The organism is Sphingobacterium rhinopitheci (assembly GCF_022627575.1).
Classification (GTDB): Bacteria; Bacteroidota; Bacteroidia; order Sphingobacteriales; family Sphingobacteriaceae; genus Sphingobacterium; species Sphingobacterium rhinopitheci.
Map to the genome: position 1 here is coordinate 473,717 of NZ_JADEYQ010000001.1, position 24,378 is coordinate 498,094.

The window sequence follows — 24,378 nt, forward strand, 5'->3', positions numbered from 1 at the left end:
AATTAATTCCCTTTAGTAGCTTCTAAAATCGTTTTATTCACCAACTGTTTAATAGTCTTGTTCCCAAGGTGGAAAAACTCTCTTAAATTGTTGTTCATAATAAAAGCATGATGATCTTCTACTTCATGTGTTGCACCAGCAATATGTGGAGTAGCAATAACATTTTTATGTAATATCATCTTATAATCAATTTCATCTGGAGGCTCATTATAAAATACATCCAGTACAGCCCCGCGAATTTTATCTCCCTCTATTACAGCTAATAAATCCTCTCTATTAACGACCACTGATCGTGCCGTATTAACGAATATTGCATCTGGTTTAAGTAATGAAAGATACTTTTGATCTATCATACCTTCGGTTTCTGTTGTCACAGGCAAATGAATACCAACGACATCACACACCGCGAATAATTCGGTAAGTTCAACTTTTTTAAAGTCTTTATTTGGATCGGTATAATAAGGGTCATAATAATAAATTTCAGCAGGGAAATTAACTAGCATACGCGCGATAAATTGTCCGACAGCGCCAAAACCTACCATTCCTACTTTCTTACCGGCCAATTCATTTCCTTTGAATTCAAGATAAGAAGTATGAGCCCCAGCCGCCCAGTTTTTACCTTCCAACCATTGTATTGCAGGAATAGTATTACGCAATAATGTAATCACATTAGCGATAAACATCTCTGCTACAGCTTGAGCATTTCTCGCAGGGGTATTGAAAACAGGTATCCCTAATTCAGTAGCAACAGCCAGATCAATATTGGAAGGAGTACCTCTGCATATACCAACAAATTTCAAGTTAGGAAAAGCATGTAAAACATCATTCGTTATCTCATCATGTTCCGAAATCAAAGCATCTGCTCCAGTCTCCTGCAACAACGATATTAATTCTGTAGGATTATAAGCCCTTCCATTGGGTTTCCATGGTTTATATATAATCTGATCAAATAACCCTTCCAGTTCTTCTAAAGCACTTTTATTCTCATAAGGAGCGGTAAGTAATACTTTCATAATATTCTTGTGATTTTCTTAAAATATAATTGGTTAATCTAATTTTGCTTTATCAATAGTTATAAACCTCGTTAAAACAGCACTTACTAAGTATAAGCCCGCTAATACCCAAATAACACCAGCGCTACCAATAGTACCTATTAATATCCCTACTAATGCTGGTCCAATAAAAACAGGTAATCCTGCACCAAGATTCAAAATAGCCATCGCAGCACCTTTATCCTCTTTTACCAAGGAGGGCACTAATGCAGAAAGAGGTACATATCCAGCTAATAAAGCTCCCCAAGCGATACCTGCAGCCATGACCGCCCAATAACTACCATCAAACCAAATCGGGGCATAATAAAATAAAACGGTGGTTATAGCACATCCAACACCACCAAACCATATAATAGTATTTTGCCAGCCTAATCGATCCCCGACAAAGCCGAATATGAGATTGAAAATAATATTACTCGTAAATATGGTACCCCAAATCTGTAACCACTCTTTGGTATCAAAACCATGTTCAGCCATATACAAAGGCAAAAAAACAGGAAAAGCAAACTGTGCTGTTGTATTAATAACCCGTACAATCCCCCCTAATAGTACTTTGGGTTCTTTCTTGACAATAGTCAGACCATTCAACCATTCACCAGATTTGGACGCATTTGCCGGCTTCGTTTCAAACTTATCTTTATTCATCACTAAAGCGAAGAAAGCACCAACCAAGACCCACAAAATAGAGCTCCATAGTGTATTTTCATAGCCAAATCTTTCTAAAGCCCAGCTCGAATAATAGGCACCTAATACATTTAAACCACCGGTAAATACAAACCAAAACCATCCAACAGCTCTACCCAGCATATTTTGTGGCGCTTTATAAGTAACCCAAACCATAAAAGAGTATGCGAATAAAGGATAACCAAATCCACGGATAGCATAAAATAGAAGCATGGAGCTATAATCAAGTTTGGCCATGCCCATACTTACGAATCCTATAGTTCCAATTATATACAACAATAAACCCATAAGCATGGATTTTCTAGGACCATAACTCTCTGCCAAAACACCCGAGAACCAGGATGATATAGCTATTGTAATGCCATAAACTGTAAATAATGTTGCTGATTGCTGAATTGACATCCCATGTTCTACGAGATATGGACTCAGCCAGCCCTGCTCAACACCATCTCCCATCATGAATATTAAAATTCCTAGGTAGCCCCATTTGAGATTATTCGGCATCCCAATTCTTTGGGAAAATGTTAAATTGCTCATAATTGTATAATTGGTTTATACTACTAATGTAGTGTTATTTTACTAAAAAAAAGATTATTAAAGAAAAAAAAAGATAAATAAAAAAAGATGTAATACTAAGTATTACATCTTTTTTTATTTAAAAGGCAGTAAAAATTTAATAGCCTAGATTTTGACTCAAACGACCAGCACTAGCATCTATTTGTGCTTGAGGAACTGGGAACAATAAAAAACTATCTTTGAAAGTATAGGGTAGACCAGATGCTGAATTTTCACGTTGTCCACCAAAATTCTTCACCGACATCACTTGAGTAGCCATACCAGTACGCACTAAATCAAACCATCTTAAATTTTCGAAAGCAAACTCTATTCTTCTCTCATCCATCAATTTATCCTGAAACTGTTCCTTGCTAGCTAGATCGGTAAACATTAACTCATTGAGTCCACTCCTTTTCCGTACGGTATTCATCAATTGCAATGCATCGGTAGCAGGATAGCTCAAATTATTTAATGCTTCAGCTTTCATTAAGAGTACATCAGCATAGCGCAAAATAATAATTCTAACATTAATAGTATTATCATTATTTACTAATGTATTATGTATTTTTTTGCTATAAAATGTATTAATCGCTGTGGGTGCTACATTGAAATTAAGCCTTGGATCATTTTTATAGTAATTCATCAAATCATAAGAAGCAGTATTGTCATAATCATGGTTGACATTACTAAAAGGATAACCCTCCGAATTAGTTCCTGATTTGAAATTAATAACAAATATATTTTCTTGACTTACTTTCCTCGTATCAAAAAATGTTTCGTAATCCGTATCAAGTTGATACAAATTTGAATGAATAACCTTATCCGCATATTCAACGACATTAGTATATTCTTTAGTATGAAGATATATACGAGCCAACAGTGCTTGAGTAGCACCTTTGGTGGCTCTACCTTGGTCCGCAGCAGCATAGCTAAGTGGCAATAGAGCCTCAGCTATCTTTAGATCAGCGATAATTTGAGTTAATATCTCCGCTTTCTTATCTCTTACTTTTTCAATATGGGAAATAGGATTTTTTGTTTCATCCAAAATTAAGGGTACATCGCCCCAAATCTGAACCAGATAAAAATAAACTAACGATCTCAAAAATAAAGCTTCTCCTTTACGTTGATTTTTCTTTTCCTCCGGAATAGTCACTCCTTCCATACGGCTTAAAACAATATTTGCACGTTGTACAGCAGCATAAGAGGCTGTCCAAAACCTATTCAAATAGGTATTGTTTGTAGCTAAGTTAAAATTATCAAAATTAGCATTAGCTCCACCGTTAGGTGTTGTAGCAAAATTGTATGAGTTATCAGAAGTTATTTCACCAAATAAATCCAAATAAGCAGGGCGTACCAACGTTTGTACACCATCATATACAGCGACCACGGCTTGATCTATCTCTTGCTCTGTTTTATAAAAATTCTCCACACTATTATCTGACAAGGGAGTCACATCGATAAATGAAGAACAGGAAGAGAATAAAAATAATGCGATATATAATTGTATGTTTTTCATAATTTAAAAAGTTATATTAAATCCAAAATTGAATGATTTACTAACAGGGTAATTCCCAAACTCTTCCCCAGGAGTAAGTGCACTATTAAAATTGCTAGAAACTTCTGGATTATAGCCTGAATAATTAGTCCATGTAAAAGGATTTAACATGGCTACATACACCCTTAAATTGTTTATCTTCATTCTAGAAACCAATGATTTTGGCAACCTATAGCCTAATGTAATATCGCGAACACGCACAAATGATGCATCTTCCAGCTGCCAACTAGAGGCTCTAGTATGTGTTGCCGAACCAACAGCCCAAACAGGACGCGGAGCACTTTCATCTAGATATACAGACAGATTATTGCCCCATGCTTCAGCTAAATAACGGTGCATGGTATTAATAACATGGAATTTTTGTTTAGAATAAAGACTTACATTCAAATCAAAATCAGTGTATTGATACCCTACATTAAATCCAAATTCAAATTTGGGAAGATTAGAACCTAATATTACCCGATCCGATGCATTCACCACCCCATCATTATTAGTATCTTGATAAATAAAATCACCAACTTTTTGATTTCCAAACTTAGCTAAATCAGCTACTTCTTGTTCATTTTGAAATTTACCTATAACCTTATATCCAAAAAAAGAACCTATAGCATGTCCTATTCTCGTAATATGAGAATCCGTAAGACCTCCTGAAGAAATAATTTGCTGCTGACCAGGCCCCAATTCTAACACTTCATTTATATTCTTTGAAATATTAAAACTCAAGCTAAGCTTACTTTTTTCTGTAAATTCGTGCTTATAGCTTAGTCCAAGTTCTATCCCTTTATTAGATAATGAGCCTATATTCTGTAATGACTCTGTATATCCCGAACTGGACGGAACAGGTACATTTAGTAGTAAATCAGTCGTCTTAGAAGTATAGTAATCCATGTTTATGGTTAAGGAATTCCACAATTGTGCGTCAAAGCCAAAATTGTATGTACTTGTAGTCTCCCAAGACAATTCTTCATTAGGGGAGCTCGAAGGATACAAGCCTGCCAATACATTATCACCGATAGTATATTTACCATTTGTACTCAACAAAGACATAGATCCATAATAAGGAATATCATTATTTCCAGCTACTCCATAACTAGCTCGCACCTTTAAATCATTGATCAAGTCCTTTGCAAAGAAATCTTCTTCGGATATACGCCATGCTGCTGAAGCAGATGGAAAGACCCCCCATTTAGATTTCTTACCAAATTTTGAAGAACCATCTGCTCGCAATGTAGCCATAAATAAATAACGACTATCGTAGGCATATGAAACACGAGAAAAGTAAGACAGCATCTTCCATTCACGCATTTGTTCGTTGGAGTAACGATCTTGAGAAGTATTAATCGTGGTCACATTATCAGTAGCAAAATTACGTCCTTCAGCAGTACTATTTTTATTAATTTCACGTTGAACAGAATTACCAATTACGACATTTAGGTCATTCTTACCAAAGTCAGCAGTATACTCCAAAGAATTGTCCCATAATATATTAGATATAGTAGAGTTAAAAACTTCACCAAAGTTAAAATAACTCGTTGGAGCCTTTTCTGTACGATAACTCAAAGATTTAGGTCTATAATATTTTCTGTTAGTATATCCAAAATTACCACCAACAATAGATTTGAACTTCAAATTTTTCAATAATGAGATCTCGAGATCAGTATTAAAAATCATATTATACTGATTCATTCTATTCTGTACCATATTAGCCAGAGCAAGTGGATTTTGGAATTGCACTACATTAGATTCACCAGACCACAAAGTTTCATACAACTTGTCAACAGCAAAAGAACCATCTTCATTGTATGCGGGTATATTTGGAAGCGACATTAATACACCTATCACGAGTCCTTCGTCACCCCAATTTTTTTCAGACCTTGCTAAATTATTATTAATATAGGTTGGGTTCAAATTAACACCCAATTTGACATAGTCACTTAATTTAAAATCTACATTAACCCTAGCACTATAACGTTCAATTCCTGAATTGGGGATAATACCTTGTTGATTTAAATAACCCAATGAAGTATAATAGTTGGCTTTCTCACTGTTACCACCTATAGATACATCATAATTCTGAGAAAAGGCATCACGGTAAAATTCATCTTGCCAATCGGTATTTACGAGCCCTTGCTCCCCCTGCACATAGGGAAGCATAAACAAAGGATAACGATCATCTATAGTACGAATAGAAAGCGGGTCAGTCACTTTATTGCGCAAAGGATCTTTGCTTACCCATCCTATATCGCGAGCATTGACCATATAATTAGCTAATTCGTAAGCATCCATTACGTCTACTTTTTTTGCCAATTTGGAAGTGCCTAGGTAAGCATTCAAATTTACCGTAGGCTGTTCACCTTTACCTTTTTTTGTTGTTATAATAACGACACCATTTGCACCTCGAGAACCATATATAGCAGTTGCTGCAGCATCTTTCAATATCTGAATATCCAATATATCAGCAGGATTGATATTATTGAGCGGATTGACGGTATAATTAAAGTTATTCCCCCCTTGATTAAATCTATCGCTTGAATTCGTTGACAATGGCAAACCATCTACTACATATAATGGAGAAGTTCCCCCTGTAATAGAACCTACACCACGAATATTAATAGCTACCCCACCTCCTGGAGCACCATTGCTCTGACTAATATTAACACCTGCTACTTTTCCAGCTATAGCTTGATCAAAACTAACGACAGGTTTATCTTCTAATTCTGCAGCACCTACAGTAGTAATAGAACTGGTCAAATTTTTTCTTTTTAGTGAACCATATCCGACAACAACAACCTCATCAATATTTTTATTGTCTGCCGCCAAATGAATACTCAAGGACTTCTGCTGTCCGAGTTCCACGGTTTTAGAACTATAGCCTACGCTACTGATAACAATAAATTGACCGGGCAAACCTTCAATAGAAAATTGACCTGCTTTATCTGTCGTTGTATTTTTAGTAGGAATATCACGAAAACTCACCGTCGCTCCCGTAATTGGGATTTGAGATTCATTCATTACTGTTCCTCTAAAAATTATTGCAGATTGTCCAAAGGCATTACATGACAATAATGCCATACATAGGTAAAATAATATTTTCCTCATAATAATTGGTTAAAAAACGAAACCTAATTTAACAAATAAAAAGAATATAAAAGAAAATAAAATTTTAATAAAAGATAATTTAGATAAAAAGCAATTAAATTTAATTATCAATATATATTGATATATATTTGATTACTAAATAAACAATGGAATGAAAAATATTACAGAGCGGCACGAATACATTTTAAACAAAATTAAAGAGCACAATAAAGTATCTATCCAAGAATTATGTGACGAGATGAATGTTTCAAGTGTAACAATCCGCAAAGATTTAAAGTTACTAGAAGACAAACACTTAATATTTCGTACCAAAGGAGGAGCTTCAAGTAATAACCCATACGCTACAGATAAACCACTAATCATAAAAGAATCAATCAATTATGATGAAAAAAATAAAATTGCTAAAAAAGCTATCGAACTAATAAAAGATAATGATTCTATTTTGATAGGCTCAGGAACTACAGCTAGTGCATTGGCCCGTTTCCTTAATCCCAGTGATAATAAGTTGACCGTTATTACACCTGCACTGAGGGTAGCAATAGAGCTCTGTAATAAACCGAACATTGAGGTTCTGCAATTGGGTGGCCTTATTCGCCCAAACTCATCATCGGTAGCAGGACAATATGCTATGCGTATACTAGATGAAATATCCTGCGGTATTGTATTTTTAGGTGTAGATGGTATTGATTTAGATTTTGGTATCACTATTAGTAATCTTACAGAAGCTACTTTAAATCAAAAAATGATAGCTACCTCACAAAAAGTTGTCATATTAGCAGACAGTTCAAAATTTGGTAGACGCGGCTTAGGAAAGATCTGTAATATTGAAGATGTAGACTATATCGTAACAGATAGCAATATATCTAGCAAATATATAAATGCTTTGGAGGAAAGTGGCCTAAAAGTAGTGATTGCTTAACTATAGCAAGTGTGGATGTGCCAGCAAATAAAGGATGTATATAACATAAAAAAAAAGGAACTCTTACGAGTTCCTTTTTAATATCTAACAAATTGATAGCGGTTTAAAACTAAATTATTTAACTACGTCAATAACTGCTTTGAAAGCATCAGGATTGTTCATCGCTAAATCAGCTAAAACTTTACGGTTTAAGCCAATGTTTTTAGCGTTTAATTTACCAATCAATTGAGAATAAGAAATTCCGTATTGACGTGCTCCAGCGTTAATACGTTGGATCCATAAAGCTCTAAACTCGCGTTTTTTAGTTTTACGGTCGCGGTAAGCGTACTGTAAACCTTTTTCTACTGTATTTTTAGCAATAGTATATACTTTGCTACGTGAACCGAAATAGCCTTTAGCTAATTTCAAGATTCTTTTTCTTCTTCTTCTAGAAGCAACTGCGTTAACCGAACGTGGCATATTTTTGAAAATTAAATTTGGTAAAAGGTGTTACGTATTTCAGTAATCTTACAACCCGATACCCGGTTAAAAAATATTGTTATTTAAGGATAGGAAAACTATTTACCAATAGCTAACATACGTTTTACATTACCTAAATCTCCATTGGAAACATAAGCTGTATTCGTTAAGTTACGTTTTTGTTTTGTAGTTTTCTTAGTCAAGATGTGGCTTTTGTAAGCGCTTTTTCTTGCGATTTTACCTGTTCCAGTCAATTTGAAACGTTTCTTTGCGCTGGAATTGGTTTTAACTTTTGGCATAATACTTAATATTTTATATCAATCTGTTAGAATCTCTTAATTATTTTTTCGTTCCTTTTGAAGCGATTGTTAAGAACATACGTTTACCTTCCAATTTAGGTAGCAACTCTACTTTACCGTAGTCTTCCAAAGCTTGAGCAAATTTTAATAATAAAATCTCACCTTGCTCTTTGAAAACAATTGCACGCCCTTTGAAGTGTACATAAGCTCTCACTTTTTCACCAGCTTCCAAGAAACGCATAGCATGCTTCAATTTAAAATCAAAATCGTGTTCACTCGTATTAGGACCGAAACGAATCTCTTTTATGATTGTTTGCTTAGCATTAGCTTTAATTTCTTTTTGCTTTTTCTTTTGCTCGTAAATAAATTTACTGTAATCTACGATTTTACAAACCGGTGGAACAGCATTGGGAGAGATCTCCACTAAATCTAATTCCAATTCATCAGCCAATTCCAATGCTTTACGCGTAGGATATACTCCTGGCTCAACATTATCACCCACTAAACGTACCTCAGGCACACGTATAAACTCATTTATACGGTGTTCTGGTTCTTTCTTTCTCATCGGTGGTCTAGGACCACTAGGTCTTTTTAATGCCAAATGTTTAAATTTTTAAACGGTTATTTCTTTTATTAATAAATCTCTAAATTCTGCTGCTGTCATAGAGCCTAACTCTACACCACCATGTTTACGAACAGAAATTGTGCCACTTTCCATTTCTTTTTCACCTACCACTAACATGTAAGGTAATTTTTTAACTTCAGCGTCACGAATTTTACGTCCTACTTTTTCATCACGAAGATCGATCAGACCGCGAATATCGGAATTATTTAGCGATTCTAAAAGATTTTGTGCATATTCTTCATATTTTTCTGACACAGGCAAGATGATAAATTGCTCAGGAGCAAGCCACAATGGAAATTGTCCCCCACAGTGCTCAATCAAAACAGCAACAAATCTTTCTAAAGAACCAAACGGCGCACGGTGAATCATCACCGGACGGTGCTTTTGATTATCAGAGCCTGTATACTCTAATTCGAAGCGCTCAGGTAAGTTATAATCTACCTGTATGGTCCCCAGCTGCCATTTACGACCCAATGCATCTTTCACCATGAAGTCCAATTTGGGACCGTAGAAAGCCGCCTCACCATACTCCACTACTGTATTAAGTCCTTTTTCTGCAGCTGCTTCAATAATAGCTGATTCTGCTAATGCCCAATTTTCATCAGTACCGATATATTTTGTACGATTCTCTGGATCTCTTAACGATACCTGTGCTGTATACTCTTCAAAACCTAAAGCTCCAAACACATACAATACAAGATCAATTACTTTTTTGAACTCTTCTTTTACTTGATCAGGACGACAGAATAAATGGGCGTCATCTTGCGTAAACCCTCTCACACGTGTCAAACCATGCAACTCACCAGATTGCTCATAACGGTAAACAGTTCCAAATTCCGCAAAGCGAACAGGTAAGTCTTTGTATGAACGAGGTTTTGTTTTATAAATCTCACAGTGATGTGGACAGTTCATCGGTTTAAGGAAGAACTCCTCCCCTTCTACTGGGGTATGTATCGGCTGAAAAGCATCAGCACCATATTTCTCATAGTGACCTGAAGTAATATATAATTGCTTATTACCAATATGTGGAGTTATCACAGGCTCATATCCTGCTTTCAACTGCGCTTTTTGTAAAAAGTCTTGTAACTTTTGACGTAATGCAGTTCCCTTCGGTAACCACAATGGTAATCCTGCACCTACTTTTTCAGAAAAAGCAAATAGCTCTAATTCTTTACCCAATTTACGGTGATCACGTTTTTTAGCTTCTTCGATAAATTTCAAATAATCTGTCAATTCTGAAGCTTTAGGGAATGTAACCCCATAGATACGTGTCAATTGTTTGCGCGACTCATCACCTCTCCAGTAAGCACCAGCTACATTTGTTAATTTGATAGCTTTGATAAAACCAGTATGCGGAATATGAGGACCGCGGCACAAGTCCGTAAATTCACCTTGTTTATAAAACGTGATCTTTCCATCTTCCAGATCTTTGATAAGATCTAATTTGTACTCATCACCTTTTTCTTCGAAAAATGCCAGAGCATCTGCTTTAGATACAGAAGTACGTTCAAAAACTTCTTTTTGCTTAGCTAATGCTAACATTTTGTCTTCTATCTGCTTGAAATCGTCAGAAGAAAATTCTCTATCTCCAAAATCAACATCATAATAGAATCCCGTCTCAATAGAAGGACCTATACCAAATTTTATGCCTGGATATAGCGATTCTAAAGCTTCAGCTAATAAGTGAGCGGAAGAGTGCCAAAAAGTAGATTTACCTTTGTCATCATTCCATGTCAAAAGCTTTACCGCGGCATCACTTTCGATAGCACGGTTTGCGTCCCACACTTCACCATTAACTTCTGCTGCTAATACATTTCTAGCTAATCCTTCTGAGATAGAAAGCGCTACTTGCATGGCTGTTGTACCATTTTCATACTGACGCACTGAACCGTCAGGAAGCGTAATATTAATCATTTACAAATATGATATTAGTTTATTAAAATTTCTGGTTCAATCAGATACAGTGTGTACAATTACACTGTTGTATTTCTGAGCACCCAATTTTTATTCTATTGCAAAGGTATTCATTATTTAGCAGTAATAGAAAATAATTGCAATCTATATGATGCTTTGTAAGTGTGCACTTGTAGATAAAACGTACCTTTGTACAAATATAATATCATAATGCCAGTAAATAAGCAAACAAACTCTTCGTTGCATCCGAGAAATAAACACCTCAATGGATACGACCTTCAAAAATTAAAAAAGAGCAATCCTAAACTGAAGGAATTCGTATTCATCAATGATTGGAAAAAAGAAACAATAGACTTTGCTAATCCTACAGCAGTGTTTGAATTAAACAAAGCTATTTTATTTGCGGATTACAAAATCAAACATTGGGAACTAAACAAGAACAGCCTATGTCCTGCTATCCCCGGTCGTGTGGATTACATACACCACCTTGCAGATTTAATCAGTGAAGATAAAAACAATATAGCCAAAGGATATAAGATCAAGGTTCTTGACATCGGTACAGGCTCCAGCCTCATCTACCCTATACTAGGAGCACAAGAGTATGAATGGGATTTTGTGGCGACAGAGATCGACAGAAATTCTATTTTCCATGCAGAGATGAATATCAATAAGAATGTATGGTTAAAGAAAAAAATCCAGCTAAGATTTCAAGAAAATAGTGACCAAATATTGAAAGGTATACTCTTTGATACCGACAAATTTGACGCTATCATCTGTAATCCTCCATTTTTCAAATCACGTGAGGATAACTGGAAAAGTAGCACTAAGAAATTCCAAAATCTAAGCAAAAACAAAGAAGCCACTACAGTACAAAATTTTGCGGGACATGCAAATGAATTATGGTGCCCAGGAGGGGAGAAAGCTTTTATCACGAAATTGATCTACGAAAGTAAGGAGTTCAAAAATCAACTGAAATGGATCACTACATTAGTATCTAGCAAAGACACTCTAAAACCATTAATTTCAGTTTTAGAATATCATAAAGCGGCACAAATTGAAATCATAGAGATGAAACACGGCCAAAAAGCGACTCGTATATTAGCCTGGAAATGGGATTAATTTAAGTAAGAGTAAAACAAAAAAGCAGCAAAAATAATTTGCTGCTTTTTTTATGTATCCTCCAAATTAGATTAAACAAAAAAAGCTTTCAATAAATTGAAAGCTTTACTTTTGCTCCTCCTCTTGGGCTCGAACCAAGGACCCTCTGATTAACAGTCAGATGCTCTAACCAGCTGAGCTAAGGAGGAATTTTGAGACTTAAAAAAGTCTCTGGTTAAATCATTAAATAAAGTCTTTACGACTTCAGAAATCTTACGACCTTAGATTTCTATTTTGCTCCTCCTCTTGGGCTCGAACCAAGGACCCTCTGATTAACAGTCAGATGCTCTAACCAGCTGAGCTAAGGAGGAATCAAACCGACTCCGTTACCGTTTTGGTGATGCAATTATCGGAACTTTTAAAGAGTTCTGCAAATATTTTTTACAAAAAAAACACAAGTCATTCATTGCCAATTATTTTATTTTACAATAAAATACCGCGCAATATCAAAGTAGCTACTGTAAAATAAATAATAAGCCCTGTTACATCCACTAAAGTAGATACAAATGGTGCGGAAGAACTTGCTGGATCTGCGCCGAGGCGTCTCAATAAGAAAGGAAGCATCGATCCTGTAAGCGAACCCCACAGCACTACCCCAACTAATGATATACTAACTACTAGGGCTACAAGAATCCAATACTCGCCATAAGAGTCTAAGAAAACCTGCATTCCTGCGATACGCAGAAAACCAAGCGCGCCAAGTATTAATCCAAGAAACAAACCAGAGAGAATCTCTCGTTTCATTACGCGCCACCAATCTGAAATATTCACCTCTCCCATAGCCATTGCTTGAATAACCAAGGTAGAAGCCTGTGACCCTGAGTTACCACCACTAGACATAATCAATGGCATCAATGCCATCAAGTAAATCACCTTTTCCATTTGTCCTTGAAAATGCTCAATAACTGTAGCTGTCAAAAGCTGCCCCAAGAAAAGTACAATCAACCAACCACCACGTTTCTTGACCAAGTGAAAAATAGAAACATCAAGATAAGGTTCATCTAAAGCTTCGGTACCACCAAAGCGCTGCATATCTTCGGTATATTCTTCATTGGCTACCCACAAAATATCATCAATAGTAACAATACCTAACATGATCCCTTGTTCATCAACAACAGGTAAGGCTACTCTATTGTTCATACGGAATATAGTAACTGCTTCCTCCTGAGGATCATTAGCATTTAGCGCAATAATACGATTATCAATTAAATCACCTACTTGCGTGTCCGGATGAGCCAATAAGATATCCTTAATTCGAATATCATCCACTAACTTTCCTTCTGTATCTATGACATACAATACATCGATCGTCTCAGAACCACTACCATATCGACGAATATGATCTAAGATACGTGTAATCGTCCAATGCGCCTTGACTGTAATATAGTCTGGTGTCATCAAACGACCTACGCTGTCCTCTGGATACCCCAATAGTGAAAGTGCTTCACGGCGCTCCTCAGGAGCTAGAAGAATGATTAAGCGTTTTACAACATCACCTTTCAATTCGCCGAAAAAAGAAGTACGGTCATCGGGAGGCATTTCATTTAGAATCTCGCGGACTTTACTTGCAGAAAGTTTTTTAAAAATACGTTCTTGGGTAGGAAAATCTAAAATACGAAATACATTAACTGCACGATTTAGATTCAAAATTTCTAGAAATAAAGAACCAGAATCTGGCAATTCATCGATTAACTCTTCAACATCAGAAATATTTAATTCATTAAGATACTCAGCAAGCTCATCAAGATTATTATCTTTAATAAGCTGTTCGATATAGGCTACCTTCTCTTCCAATTCATTCATAACTATCTCCGAAAATTAACATTCCTACATAAGGGTATACTTTTTTATTCTTCTTGCAAAAGTCGTTTTTTTCTATTAAAAAATAGAATCTTTTTATTGTTAATAATAAAAGTAAAAATAGACCTAAATAAATAAACTTATAAGCACTAAGTAAAACCAAGAAAAGAGCTTAAAATACAAATGTAAATTATGTAGCGAATCCTTTATGTTTACTAAAATACCCAAAAGCGAGCAAGGCTATAATAACGACAAGATACCACCACTAACCTTTAGCAGAAAACAGGAATGATTATACCGGTGTAAACCTACTGAAAATACAGCTAAGATACCGTAAAAGAAAAGTATAAATACTATACGTTGAATTAAGAATATAAACTAAAATCTGTAGCTTAGCCTTAAATAAACCAACGATTTTCTAAGCAAAAATTATATTGTTAAATTGATAAATCAACATTCCAGTAATAATTAAATTATATACTAAAATATTCAGCTTAAATAAAAAGTCGTAGTTTTTGAAAACTCAACAAAATGAAAATAAAAATATTAAGTATAATACTATTAATAATAAATACATTTCAAGGAAAAGCGCAGATTTTTGACCATGAGCAAGCTAATTCTAACATAAAATGGAAGCAGATAAATACAGAAAAATTTCAACTAATCTTTCCCGAACAATTCACCCCTTCCGCAAATAAACTAGCCCATACTATTGACATTCAACTAAATCAAGCGAATGGCAATCTTGTTAGAAAAGCACGAAAAATAAGCATCGTAATTCAAGAAAATACGTTGGAACAAAATGGTTTTGTACAACTAGCACCTCGTAAATCAGAGTATTATTCTACGCCTTCAGGAATAGCAGACAACCAATCATGGCTCACTAACCTAAGTGTTCATGAGTTGCGGCATGTAGCACAGTTTGATAATTTGACCGGCAATCTACGTAAGCCGTATGGCCAGCAATTAGCCTTAGCACTGTTCTCCCTCAACCTACCTTCATGGTACTTTGAAGGAGATGCAGTCCTCCACGAGACATTATATTCAGCCGGTGGAAGAGGTCGTTTGTCATCATGGCAAATGCCTATACGTGCAAATATACAGTCAAACGTGAACTTCAATTTTAACAAATATACCCATGGCTCTTTCAAAGATATAGTACCTAGTTACTATACAATTGGATACTTTATGAATAGTGAATTGTATGAAAAAGACATATTAAACACAAGTAATATATACACAAATATGAGAGGAAAATTGCTAAGACCTTTCAACTTTCAAAGAGCACTTAAAAAATATTACGGTCATAATTCAAACACCTTATTCAAACAAACTATAGCCAATTTAGCACAGATATGGGAGGTAAAAACAGAGAATATATACCCTAATCGAATAGACGCTAAAGACAAATATCCTACTGATTATATATTACCCCAAGTGAATGGAGGTCATATCTACGCTTTACAACAAGGACCACAGCGCACGTCACGCATCATTAGTATAGATAATAATACATTAGCAACTCCAAAAGAAATAGTAAAAACAGGAATTCAATTGATGCCATATTTTGACAGCAAAGGCGATATTATAGTATGGGATGAAGTACGTAGAAATGCAAGATTTAGCAAGGAAACATTCAATGTAATAAATACGTATAATACAAAGACAAAGCAAAAGAAAACCATCACCTACGAGACTAGATACTATACGCCTACACTCTCTCCAGATCTGCAACACATAGCATGTGTAGAAGTAGATGAAGCCAACAACAGCTACCTAACCATCGTAGATACATACCATGGTACGAAAATAAAAAGTATAAAATCTCCAATAGGCATACATATCCAGCAACCACAATATCATACTAGTGGAGAAAAAATAGTGGCTATAGGAGTCTCCGAAAATGGAACAACCTTAGTAGAAATAGATCTTAAAAACGAAAAGTTAGAGCTCTTACTTCCTTGGGGCAATCAACAGATTGAGCGCCCTATATATTACGATGATACAATATTTTTTAAAACAAACATTGACAATAAAGATGATATCTTTAGCTTAAATAAAGGTCAAATAGTAAGAATCACAGATACTCAATTTGGTGCTTTTAATCCTTATGTACATCAAAACAAAGTATACTTCAATGACTATACACTAAAAGGGTTAAAAATAAACCATTTGACACTAAACGATTCTACAGCACAAACAGTCCGTATCGACAAGATAAAAACTTTATACCCTAACCAGAATACATTCCAAATACCAGCAGTCGCGACAAATGGAGACACGACATATAGCATTTCAAAATACAATACTATAGCACATGCCATTAACTTCCATAGTATTAGTTTGAGTGGTAGTGATTTTGAAAGTTTCGACAACCTCAAACCGGGTATTTTTATACTTTCAAATGATGTACTAAATACTACACAGACAAAAATAGGCTATGAATATGATACCGATATTAGGAAATCAATTTATTCTGCCCAGATTTCTTATCAAAAATATTATCCAAAACTTACTATTGGCTATAAAAACAGAGGTCAAATAGCTTCCGCTTCAGTACCAAATAAACCTGACTCTACGCTAAATTTTGATTATAGAGAAAGTCTAATTTCGGCAGATATCCAATTACCTTTTGTAAAATACAGAGGAAACAAAGTGTATTCATACGGTATCAACGTAGGTACTTCGTACCAACATAGATACAATACCAGTATTTCATTATCCAACTTCAATACGGACATTAAATTACCATTGAACTACCAATTTTATTTCAACAAAAACTCCTTACGGAGTAGAATGGATATCTTCCCAAGATGGGGACAAAATTTCAACTTTATCTATAGACATTTACCTTTCGAGCAGGAATTGAAAGGATCATCATGGTCATTTCGAGCAAATTTATATTTCCCAGGTTTTGTGATTAATCATGGTATACAATTGAGGTATTCAATGCAAGAAAACACAGGAAGATTCACCTCTACCAATGATATACCGCTCTTTAGTGGTATTGCATATATCCCTTACAAAACGATTAAAAACACCTTATTAATAGACTATAGACTTCCTTTGAGTTATCCGGATTGGTCATTAGGACAACTCGCCTACCTTAGACGTATATATGCTAGTGTCGCAGCAAACTATCTCAATATTCAAGAATCTAGTGCAACACCACAAGCTATAAGCGGAAGTTTATTTTTTGACTTTAGACTATTCAAATACACATTACCTAATTTTGTATTAGAGACAAAAGCAAGTTATATTACAGTGAATAATGCTAGAAAAAAAATATTCCCGGAATTATCTTTAAGCTATAACTATTAAGAAGAGATAAAGCATAGGTAATATAACTACCTAAAACAAAAGTGTTTAAAAATTGTTTACATAAAAAAAAAGAACAATTTACACTCATGCCCATAATCTCAAAGGAAGATGAAGTACAAGAAAATTTGGCTTCACTCTATCAAACATTCCTTGATAAAAAGGAAAAAATAAAAACAGAACTAACTGTATATAGAAATGATTTTGACAAAGCGTGCAATACGCATATCAGCAATGGATTTTGTGATGAAGATGATTGGCTAATTTCAAAAAACAACCATCACAAAAAATTTGTTGAGTATGAGATTTATTGCCAAGTAACTGAGGTCATTAATGATTACAAAGATTTACATGGCAGATTTCCTGAATACAAAGAGATGCATTGCACATTACAACAAATCATGGTAAGATTTGCTCATAATGAAAACTATGAATTGGCTGCTATTTTAAAACCTTGGGTAGATAAAATACATAAAGCTATCGTCATTAAATAGCGTTAAGTATTTTTAAGTTCCCAATCTCTATTTCCCCTTCTCAGAAGCGAAATGTAAATACGAAAACACCAGATATAAAATAAAAATTACTGGCACTGCTATGAGTTTGAAAATCAATATTAATAGCAAAGAGGTCAGTAAAAATATATATTTAAACTTATTATCTCTCCATGCAAGCGAACTCAATTTCATAGAAAAAAGCTTCAACTCGCTAACCAAAAGCAAACTCGTGATAACAGAAATTGCAATCAAAGTGTATGTCGAATAAATTAAATTCGGATAGATTTCCCCAATAAAAGGTATTGAGAAGATCAAAAATGTATTCATTGGCGTATTCACACCTATAAAATCAGACGTTTGTCTTTCATCAATATTAAACTTAGCTAAACGTAGAGCTGAAAAAATAGCTATTAAGAATCCGAGATAAGGAAGATACGCATGCGTAGTCACATCTTTCAAGAGCATATACATCAACATAGCTGGCTGCAAGCCAAAACTAATCACATCTGCTAAAGAATCTAATTCTTTACCTATGAGAGATTTAACATGCAATATGCGCGCTACAAAACCATCAAAAAAGTCAAAAATACCAGAAGCTATTACACAGTAAAATGCAGATAAATAGTCACCTTTCAATACCAATAAAATACCGATACATCCACTTAACAAGTTAAGGCAAGTAATAAAATTAGGGATATGTTTTTTCATTAAAAAAATAAAAGCCATCTAAAATTAGATGGCTCAAAATTATCAATTAAATATGAATTATCCATTCATACTTGTCAAAAACTCTTCATTTGAACGTGTACCACGCATTTGTTGTAGTAAAAACTCCATTGCTTCTGTAGAATTCATATCAGCTAAGTGGTTACGTAGTACCCACAGACGCTGTAATGCTTCTTTATCCATCAATAGATCGTCACGACGTGTACTCGAGGCTGTCAAGTCAATCGCAGGGAATAAACGTTTATTCGCTAACTTGCGATCTAATTGTAACTCCATATTACCTGTACCTTTGAATTCTTCAAAAATAACATCATCCATTTTGGAGCCTGTTTCAGTCAATGCAGTTGCTAATATAGTCAATGAACCACCATTTTCAATATTACGTGCCGCACCAAAGAAACGCTTAGGCTTATGTAAAGCATTAGCATCAACACCACCAGACAATATTTTACCTGATGCCGGAGCTACAGTATTGTAAGCGCGCGCTAAACGCGTGATAGAATCTAATAAAACGACTACATCATGACCACACTCCACCATTCTCTTTGCTTTCTCCAATACGATATTAGCAATTTTCACATGTCTTTCTGCAGGTTCATCAAAAGTAGAAGAAACGACCTCAGCACGTACCGATCTAGCCATATCTGTTACCTCTTCAGGACGCTCATCGATTAACAATATAATCAAATAAACTTCAGGGTGATTTTTAGCAATTGCGTTAGCGACTTCTTTCAACAAGTTAGTTTTACCTGTTTTAGGTTGTGCTACGATTAATCCACGCTGACCTTTACCGATAGGTGTAAAAAGATCCATGATACGCGTAGAATAGTTATTAGAGCCTAAATCTAAGTTTAATTTTTCGTCCGGGAATAATGGTGTTAAAAAATCGAAAGGTACACGATCTCTAACCTCGGCAGGGTTTTGACCGTTTATCGATTCTATACGCACCAAAGGGAAATATTTCTCCCCTTCTTTAGGCGGGCGAATACTACCTCTTACATTATCACCCGTTTTTAGGCCAAATAATTTTATTTGAGACTGAGATACATAAATATCATCAGGTGATGTTAAGTAATTGTAATCAGAAGAGCGTAAAAAACCGTAGCCATCAGGCATTATTTCCAATACACCTTCATTAACGATAACATTATCAAAATCTGTATTTGAGGAACTAACTTCTGGTTTTTTGGCTTCAATCGGCGCTGCTTGTTCTGCAGCTTTTACTTCTTCGTTAGGAGTTGAAGTTCTACTGAATAAATGTGCATCAGTATCATCATCTAATTTGTGAGATTTTGAAACCGCAATAGGTTCAGATTTAACTGTTCGTGTTCTACTACGTTTGCCTTTTTCTTCTGAATCACTTTCTACGGAAACTAATTCGGGTTCATTTGTAACATCAGCAGACTGTTGAGCAACTTCTGCAATCTTGTCGATTAATTCTTGTTTGCGAAGTTTATCAACATCTACAATACCTAATACCTTCGCTATCTCGCGCAATTCTGACACGAGTTTTGAATTCAATTCGTTGATATTCATTAATATTGAATTATGATTATTTCTTTTGGATCTTAAAAGTTTGAAATTTAACCAGAACTTAAGTTTAATACTAATTTGAAAACTTAAATCCTTATACACAAAACATAAACTTTAAACAAATGTTTTGCAGCAGGATAAATTTGAGAATATACAAAGAAAACTATAAGATTTGGAAAAACAAAAAAAAAATAAAAATATATGTTAACATATGACACATCTGCAGTACTAAAACGTTTTAGGAAAAAAAAGAATATAATGAAAAATATTAATTTTCTGTATATTTAACATAAGAAAACCTAAAATCGTTATGAATAATAATAAAGAGACCAACTATCCTGCCCTTTATACTTTAATTATAGTATTTTTCTTTTGGGGCTTTATCGCTGCAGGGAATAGCATTTTTATCCCATTTTGTAAGAACTATTTCCATTTGGATCAATTTCAATCTCAATTGATCGATTTTGCCTTTTACAGTGCTTACTATATAGGCGCCTTAGTATTATTTGTAAGCGGTACCCTGACGGGCAGAGATATCATAGGAAAATGGGGGTATAAAAAAAGTATCGTCTATGGCCTACTCTTTTCTGCATTAGGTGCTGGAGCTATGATAGTAGCGGTAGAAGTTAATATGTATTTGGGCATGCTAATCGGATTATTTATTGTGGCATTAGGTTTTTCATTACAGCAAACTGCAGCCAATCCATTTGCTGTATTATTAGGAGACCCAAAAACGGGTGCGTCCCGTGTCAATCTTGGTGGCGCAGTAAATTCATTTGGTACTACTATCGGCCCACTAGTAATTGGTTATGCCTTATTTGGAACATTTGAAACTATTTCTGATTCAGAAATATCCAATTTACCACTCAATAAAGTCGTTTACTTATATATAGGCGTTGGATTACTTTTTATCCTTGCAGCAGCTCTTTTTTATTTTTCTAAAAAAGTACCATTGGGGATAAATAATGAACCCATGGAGTCTTCAAATAAGGCCAAAAATACACTTATTATCATGACCGTATTACTGCTTTGCATGTTTATACCTGTATTTTTAAGTTATAAGAGCGATGTAGCTTTAGAGCTAACGTCATTGCAAGAACAACTAAGCACCCTGCACAATCCAACAGATATACAAGCACTAAAAATTCAAATAAAAGACATTGCTCATCCATTAGAATTAAAGAGAATGGGCTTACTCTTTGGTGCACTTATCGTAATAGTAGGTTCTTTATTATTTGCATATAGTAAAGCAAATAAGCAACCGGAAGGTTGGGGCGCTATGCGCTATCCACAGCTTGTATTAGGCATGTTGGCTTTATTTATTTACGTGGGCGTAGAAGTTGCTATAGGTAGTAATTTAGGAGAATTATTGAGCTTACAAGAATTTGGAAGCCTGCAATCATCAGAAATTACCCCCTATATATCTATGTATTGGGGAGGCATGATGATTGGCCGATGGGCCGGAGCATTGACCGCATTTAATTTCAAAAAATCAACCAAACAAATCCTTTTGGGTACAGTTCCATTTATAGCGTTTGGTATTATTTTAGCGGTAAATTCTATTGCAGGATTCAATATGTCACACCTATACTTTTTTATAATTTGTGTAATTGTTCAAGTCATAGCCTTTTTTATTAGTAAAGATAAACCCGTAAGGACATTAATAATCTTTGGTTCACTAGGTGCATTAGCCATGCTAATTGGACTGATGACATCTGGTACGGTTGCTATTTACTCCTTTTTAACAGGCGGCCTAGCCTGCTCCATTATGTGGGGATCTATCTTCTCCCTATCTATCGTAGGCATAGGTAAATACACGGAGCAGGGATCAGCTTTTTTAGTAATGATGATTTTGGGAGGTGGGATCATCCCTCCTATCCAAGGGAAATTAGCGGATATAATTGGTGTTCACAATTCATATATACTTCCTTTACTAGGATTTATATATATCATTGCATTCGCTTTTCTAGCCAAGCAATTTTTGAAAAAGCAGAACATAGACATTGACAATTTAGAGAGTACAAGTAGCCATTAGCAGCCTACTAATTGTATTTTTTACACTAAGTGTTTATAAAAAAAACAGTCTCTATATATTAATAGAGGCTGTTTTTTTAATTATATCAAAAATAATATAAAAATTAAGCATTGTTTTTATCAATAATAATGTATCTTCGAAAAGCTTATTATATAGAATTACTGAACTAAAACAAACCATAATGATTATTATTGCAGATGGAGGTTCAACCAAAACCAATTGGTGCCTGTTAGATGATAACCAAAAGAAGATCTATTTTAACACAGAAGGATATAACCCTTACTTTGTAGATAGCGATTACATCGTTAGTTCCTTGAAAAAAGGACTACCTCATGATTTACCTTTAGCGAAAATTAAAGAGGTAAATTACTATGGTGCTGGTGTGCACAATCAAGAAAAAGCAAAGATCGTAGAAGATGCATTCCGTGAACTGTTTCCTAATGCTCAAATAGAAATTGGCCATGATTTATTGGCTGCAGCACGAGCCTTATTAGGTAAAGAAGCAGGTTTCGCAGCGATATTAGGTACAGGTACAAACTCCTGCATTTACGATGGAGAAGAAATCACACACAACATCAGCTCTGCCGCTTACATCCTAGGTGATGAAGGCTCTGGTTCATACATTGGTAAAAAATTATTAACAGATTTCGTCCGTAATTTAATGCCAGAAGATGTTGCTAAAGCATTCTACAATACGTACAAAATGACTGGAGATGAAATCATGGACACTGTTTACACTAAACCATTAGCAAATCGCTTCTGTGCTAGCTTTAGTAAATTTGTCTATGACAACAATGTAAACATTGAGTACACCCGTAAAATTGTAGACGATTCATTTGAAGCTTTCTTTGCTAATTTGGTGTCTAAGTACCCTAATTATCAAGATTATACTTTTAACTGTATCGGGTCTGTAGGTTACAACTTCCGTAACGTATTAGAGGAAAAAGCTATACAATATGGCATGAAAGTAGGCAAGATCTTACGTTCACCAATCGATGATTTAGTAAAATTCCATATCGAAAGATCTTTGGGTCAATAAATAAAAAAGCCAGATTTACTAAAATCTGGCTTTTTTATTTGATGTACTATAATGAAATAGATTCTTCTAGTTGTAACAATTTAAGATTCAAATCAGCGTCTTCAAATATTCTCTTCGTTATATCTATATCAATAGTAACAGGTGAAAAAGTATCATAGTGCATACCTATGACATTCCTACACTTCACAAAATGCGCAGCTTTTACCGCATCAAGAGCATCCATCGTATAATGTCCTCCTATTGGTAAAATAGCCCAATCAAGTTCTAAATCATCTAGAAGCTTCATTTCTAAAGTCAATGCCGTATCGCCAGCATAATAGATTGTTTTATCACCTATATAGAATACAAATCCACAAGGAGCACCAGCATAAGCACCATCAGGCGTAGAATTGGTATGCAAAGCATAAACCATCTTCACTTTTCCAAATGGTAAGGTCAATGTACCCCCAAAATTAAATTCAATAACCTTATCAGCACTAATTCCTTGTCTTCTCACCCAACCAGCTGTTTCGACGATCGCCGCTACTGTTGCATTAGATTGGGCTTGAATCGTTGCTAAATCAGCGACATGATCTTCATGGCCATGGCTCAAAAATATATAGTCGGGTTTTAATTCCTCTACATTAATATTTTTCGCTAGAGGATTATAAGAGATAAAAGGATCTAATAGCACCTTAATTCCATTAAAGTCAAATTCAAAGCACGCATGCCCCAAATAACGAACAGATATTTGATTAGCCATATTATTTACCAAATAAATTTCCTAAACCACCTAAACCACCAAGTCCACTTAACATATCTTGCGATGCTGCTGCCATCTCGGTCTGGCTAATATTTTCGGCTTGAACTAATGCCTTATTTAAGGCTACTATTAATAAGTCCTCAATTTGCTCTTTATCGCCCTCAGCAAATAACTCATCACTGATGTGAACTTCTTTAATCTCCTTATTTGCAGAAGCTACAACACGAACTTTACCACCTTCAGCTTCACCAGATACTGAAATATTATTCAATCTTGCTTTAATCTCTTCTGCCTTTTGTTGAGCCTGGAATAATTTATCAAACATAATATTATTGTTATTTGTACTTTACTAAAGTACGAAATCAAGAATTT

The 24,378-nt window shown here is 34.9% G+C and carries 19 protein-coding genes and 2 tRNA genes; 6 read left to right on the forward strand and 15 right to left on the reverse strand.

Annotated features, from left to right (window positions below):
• Positions 1-2 precede the first annotated feature (2 nt).
• The 4 genes from IP023_RS02090 to IP023_RS02105 form a co-directional block, all read right to left on the reverse strand.
• Complete coding sequence (locus tag IP023_RS02090; protein WP_241788592.1) at positions 3-1,013, reverse strand: NAD(P)-dependent oxidoreductase; 1,011 nt, start codon at positions 1,011-1,013, stop codon at positions 3-5.
• Positions 1,014-1,046: 33 nt separating this feature from the next.
• Entirely contained in the window at positions 1,047-2,273 is a 1,227-nt protein-coding gene (locus tag IP023_RS02095) for an MFS transporter (RefSeq protein WP_241788593.1), read from the reverse strand.
• A 136-nt stretch (positions 2,274-2,409) separates the two neighbouring features.
• Positions 2,410-3,807, reverse strand: a complete 1,398-nt coding sequence (locus tag IP023_RS02100; RefSeq protein WP_241788594.1) for a RagB/SusD family nutrient uptake outer membrane protein — start codon at positions 3,805-3,807, stop codon at positions 2,410-2,412.
• Positions 3,808-3,810: 3 nt separating this feature from the next.
• Positions 3,811-6,945 (reverse strand): SusC/RagA family TonB-linked outer membrane protein, encoded by a 3,135-nt coding sequence (locus IP023_RS02105; RefSeq protein WP_241788595.1) that lies wholly within the window; start codon positions 6,943-6,945, stop codon positions 3,811-3,813.
• A gap of 151 nt (positions 6,946-7,096) precedes the next feature.
• Between IP023_RS02105 and IP023_RS02110 the strand changes: the two genes are divergently transcribed.
• Positions 7,097-7,864: a DeoR/GlpR family DNA-binding transcription regulator gene (locus tag IP023_RS02110; RefSeq protein WP_241788596.1), complete on the forward strand. Its 768-nt coding sequence runs from the start codon at positions 7,097-7,099 to the stop codon at positions 7,862-7,864.
• Between the two features lie 114 nt (positions 7,865-7,978).
• Here the strand turns inward: IP023_RS02110 and rplT are convergent, their stop codons facing one another.
• The 4 genes from rplT to thrS all read right to left on the reverse strand — a co-directional run bounded on the left by rplT (position 7,979) and on the right by thrS (position 11,161).
• Entirely contained in the window at positions 7,979-8,323 is a 345-nt protein-coding gene (gene rplT, locus IP023_RS02115; RefSeq protein ID WP_241788597.1) for a 50S ribosomal protein L20, read from the reverse strand.
• A gap of 98 nt (positions 8,324-8,421) precedes the next feature.
• On the reverse strand, positions 8,422-8,622 hold the full coding sequence (gene rpmI / locus IP023_RS02120) for a 50S ribosomal protein L35 (protein WP_241788598.1): 201 nt from the start codon (positions 8,620-8,622) through the stop codon (positions 8,422-8,424).
• A gap of 40 nt (positions 8,623-8,662) precedes the next feature.
• Entirely contained in the window at positions 8,663-9,223 is a 561-nt protein-coding gene (gene infC / locus IP023_RS02125; RefSeq protein ID WP_241788599.1) for a translation initiation factor IF-3, read from the reverse strand.
• A gap of 12 nt (positions 9,224-9,235) precedes the next feature.
• Positions 9,236-11,161, reverse strand: coding sequence for a threonine--tRNA ligase (gene thrS / locus IP023_RS02130; protein ID WP_241788600.1), 1,926 nt, complete (start codon positions 11,159-11,161; stop codon positions 9,236-9,238).
• A gap of 210 nt (positions 11,162-11,371) precedes the next feature.
• On the opposite strand from thrS, the gene rlmF reads away from it, so the two are divergent.
• Entirely contained in the window at positions 11,372-12,280 is a 909-nt protein-coding gene (gene rlmF, locus IP023_RS02135) for a 23S rRNA (adenine(1618)-N(6))-methyltransferase RlmF (protein ID WP_241788601.1), read from the forward strand.
• Positions 12,281-12,394: 114 nt separating this feature from the next.
• Here rlmF and IP023_RS02140 read toward each other — a convergent pair.
• The 3 genes from IP023_RS02140 to mgtE form a co-directional block, all read right to left on the reverse strand.
• Positions 12,395-12,468 (reverse strand) — tRNA-Asn (locus tag IP023_RS02140).
• Positions 12,469-12,556: 88 nt separating this feature from the next.
• Positions 12,557-12,630, reverse strand: a tRNA-Asn gene (locus tag IP023_RS02145).
• Between the two features lie 112 nt (positions 12,631-12,742).
• Complete coding sequence (gene mgtE, locus IP023_RS02150) at positions 12,743-14,122, reverse strand: magnesium transporter (protein ID WP_241788602.1); 1,380 nt, start codon at positions 14,120-14,122, stop codon at positions 12,743-12,745.
• Positions 14,123-14,650: 528 nt separating this feature from the next.
• On the opposite strand from mgtE, the gene IP023_RS02155 reads away from it, so the two are divergent.
• Together IP023_RS02155 and IP023_RS02160 are read left to right on the forward strand one after the other, a co-directional pair.
• Positions 14,651-17,440, forward strand: a complete 2,790-nt coding sequence (locus tag IP023_RS02155) for a hypothetical protein (protein ID WP_241788603.1) — start codon at positions 14,651-14,653, stop codon at positions 17,438-17,440.
• An 86-nt stretch (positions 17,441-17,526) separates the two neighbouring features.
• The gene (locus IP023_RS02160) at positions 17,527-17,931 is read left to right on the forward strand and encodes a hypothetical protein (protein WP_241788604.1); all 405 of its coding nucleotides are present in this window, start codon (positions 17,527-17,529) and stop codon (positions 17,929-17,931) included.
• A 27-nt stretch (positions 17,932-17,958) separates the two neighbouring features.
• On the opposite strand, the gene pssA is transcribed toward IP023_RS02160, so the two are convergent.
• A complete protein-coding gene (gene pssA, locus IP023_RS02165) occupies positions 17,959-18,639 on the reverse strand; it encodes a CDP-diacylglycerol--serine O-phosphatidyltransferase (RefSeq protein WP_241788605.1) in 681 nt (226 codons plus the stop codon).
• 57 nt (positions 18,640-18,696) lie between these two features.
• Positions 18,697-20,193 (reverse strand): transcription termination factor Rho, encoded by a 1,497-nt coding sequence (rho, locus tag IP023_RS02170; protein WP_241788606.1) that lies wholly within the window; start codon positions 20,191-20,193, stop codon positions 18,697-18,699.
• A 307-nt stretch (positions 20,194-20,500) separates the two neighbouring features.
• Between rho and IP023_RS02175 the strand changes: the two genes are divergently transcribed.
• Positions 20,501-22,225: an MFS transporter gene (locus IP023_RS02175; RefSeq protein ID WP_241788607.1), complete on the forward strand. Its 1,725-nt coding sequence runs from the start codon at positions 20,501-20,503 to the stop codon at positions 22,223-22,225.
• Between the two features lie 181 nt (positions 22,226-22,406).
• On the forward strand, positions 22,407-23,264 hold the full coding sequence (locus tag IP023_RS02180) for an N-acetylglucosamine kinase (RefSeq protein ID WP_241788608.1): 858 nt from the start codon (positions 22,407-22,409) through the stop codon (positions 23,262-23,264).
• Between the two features lie 46 nt (positions 23,265-23,310).
• Here the strand turns inward: IP023_RS02180 and IP023_RS02185 are convergent, their stop codons facing one another.
• Both IP023_RS02185 and IP023_RS02190 read right to left on the reverse strand, forming a co-directional pair.
• The gene (locus IP023_RS02185) at positions 23,311-24,006 is read right to left on the reverse strand and encodes a metal-dependent hydrolase (protein WP_241788609.1); all 696 of its coding nucleotides are present in this window, start codon (positions 24,004-24,006) and stop codon (positions 23,311-23,313) included.
• A gap of 1 nt (position 24,007) precedes the next feature.
• Positions 24,008-24,277 (reverse strand): YbaB/EbfC family nucleoid-associated protein, encoded by a 270-nt coding sequence (locus IP023_RS02190; RefSeq protein WP_394801842.1) that lies wholly within the window; start codon positions 24,275-24,277, stop codon positions 24,008-24,010.
• Positions 24,278-24,378: the final 101 nt, after the last annotated feature.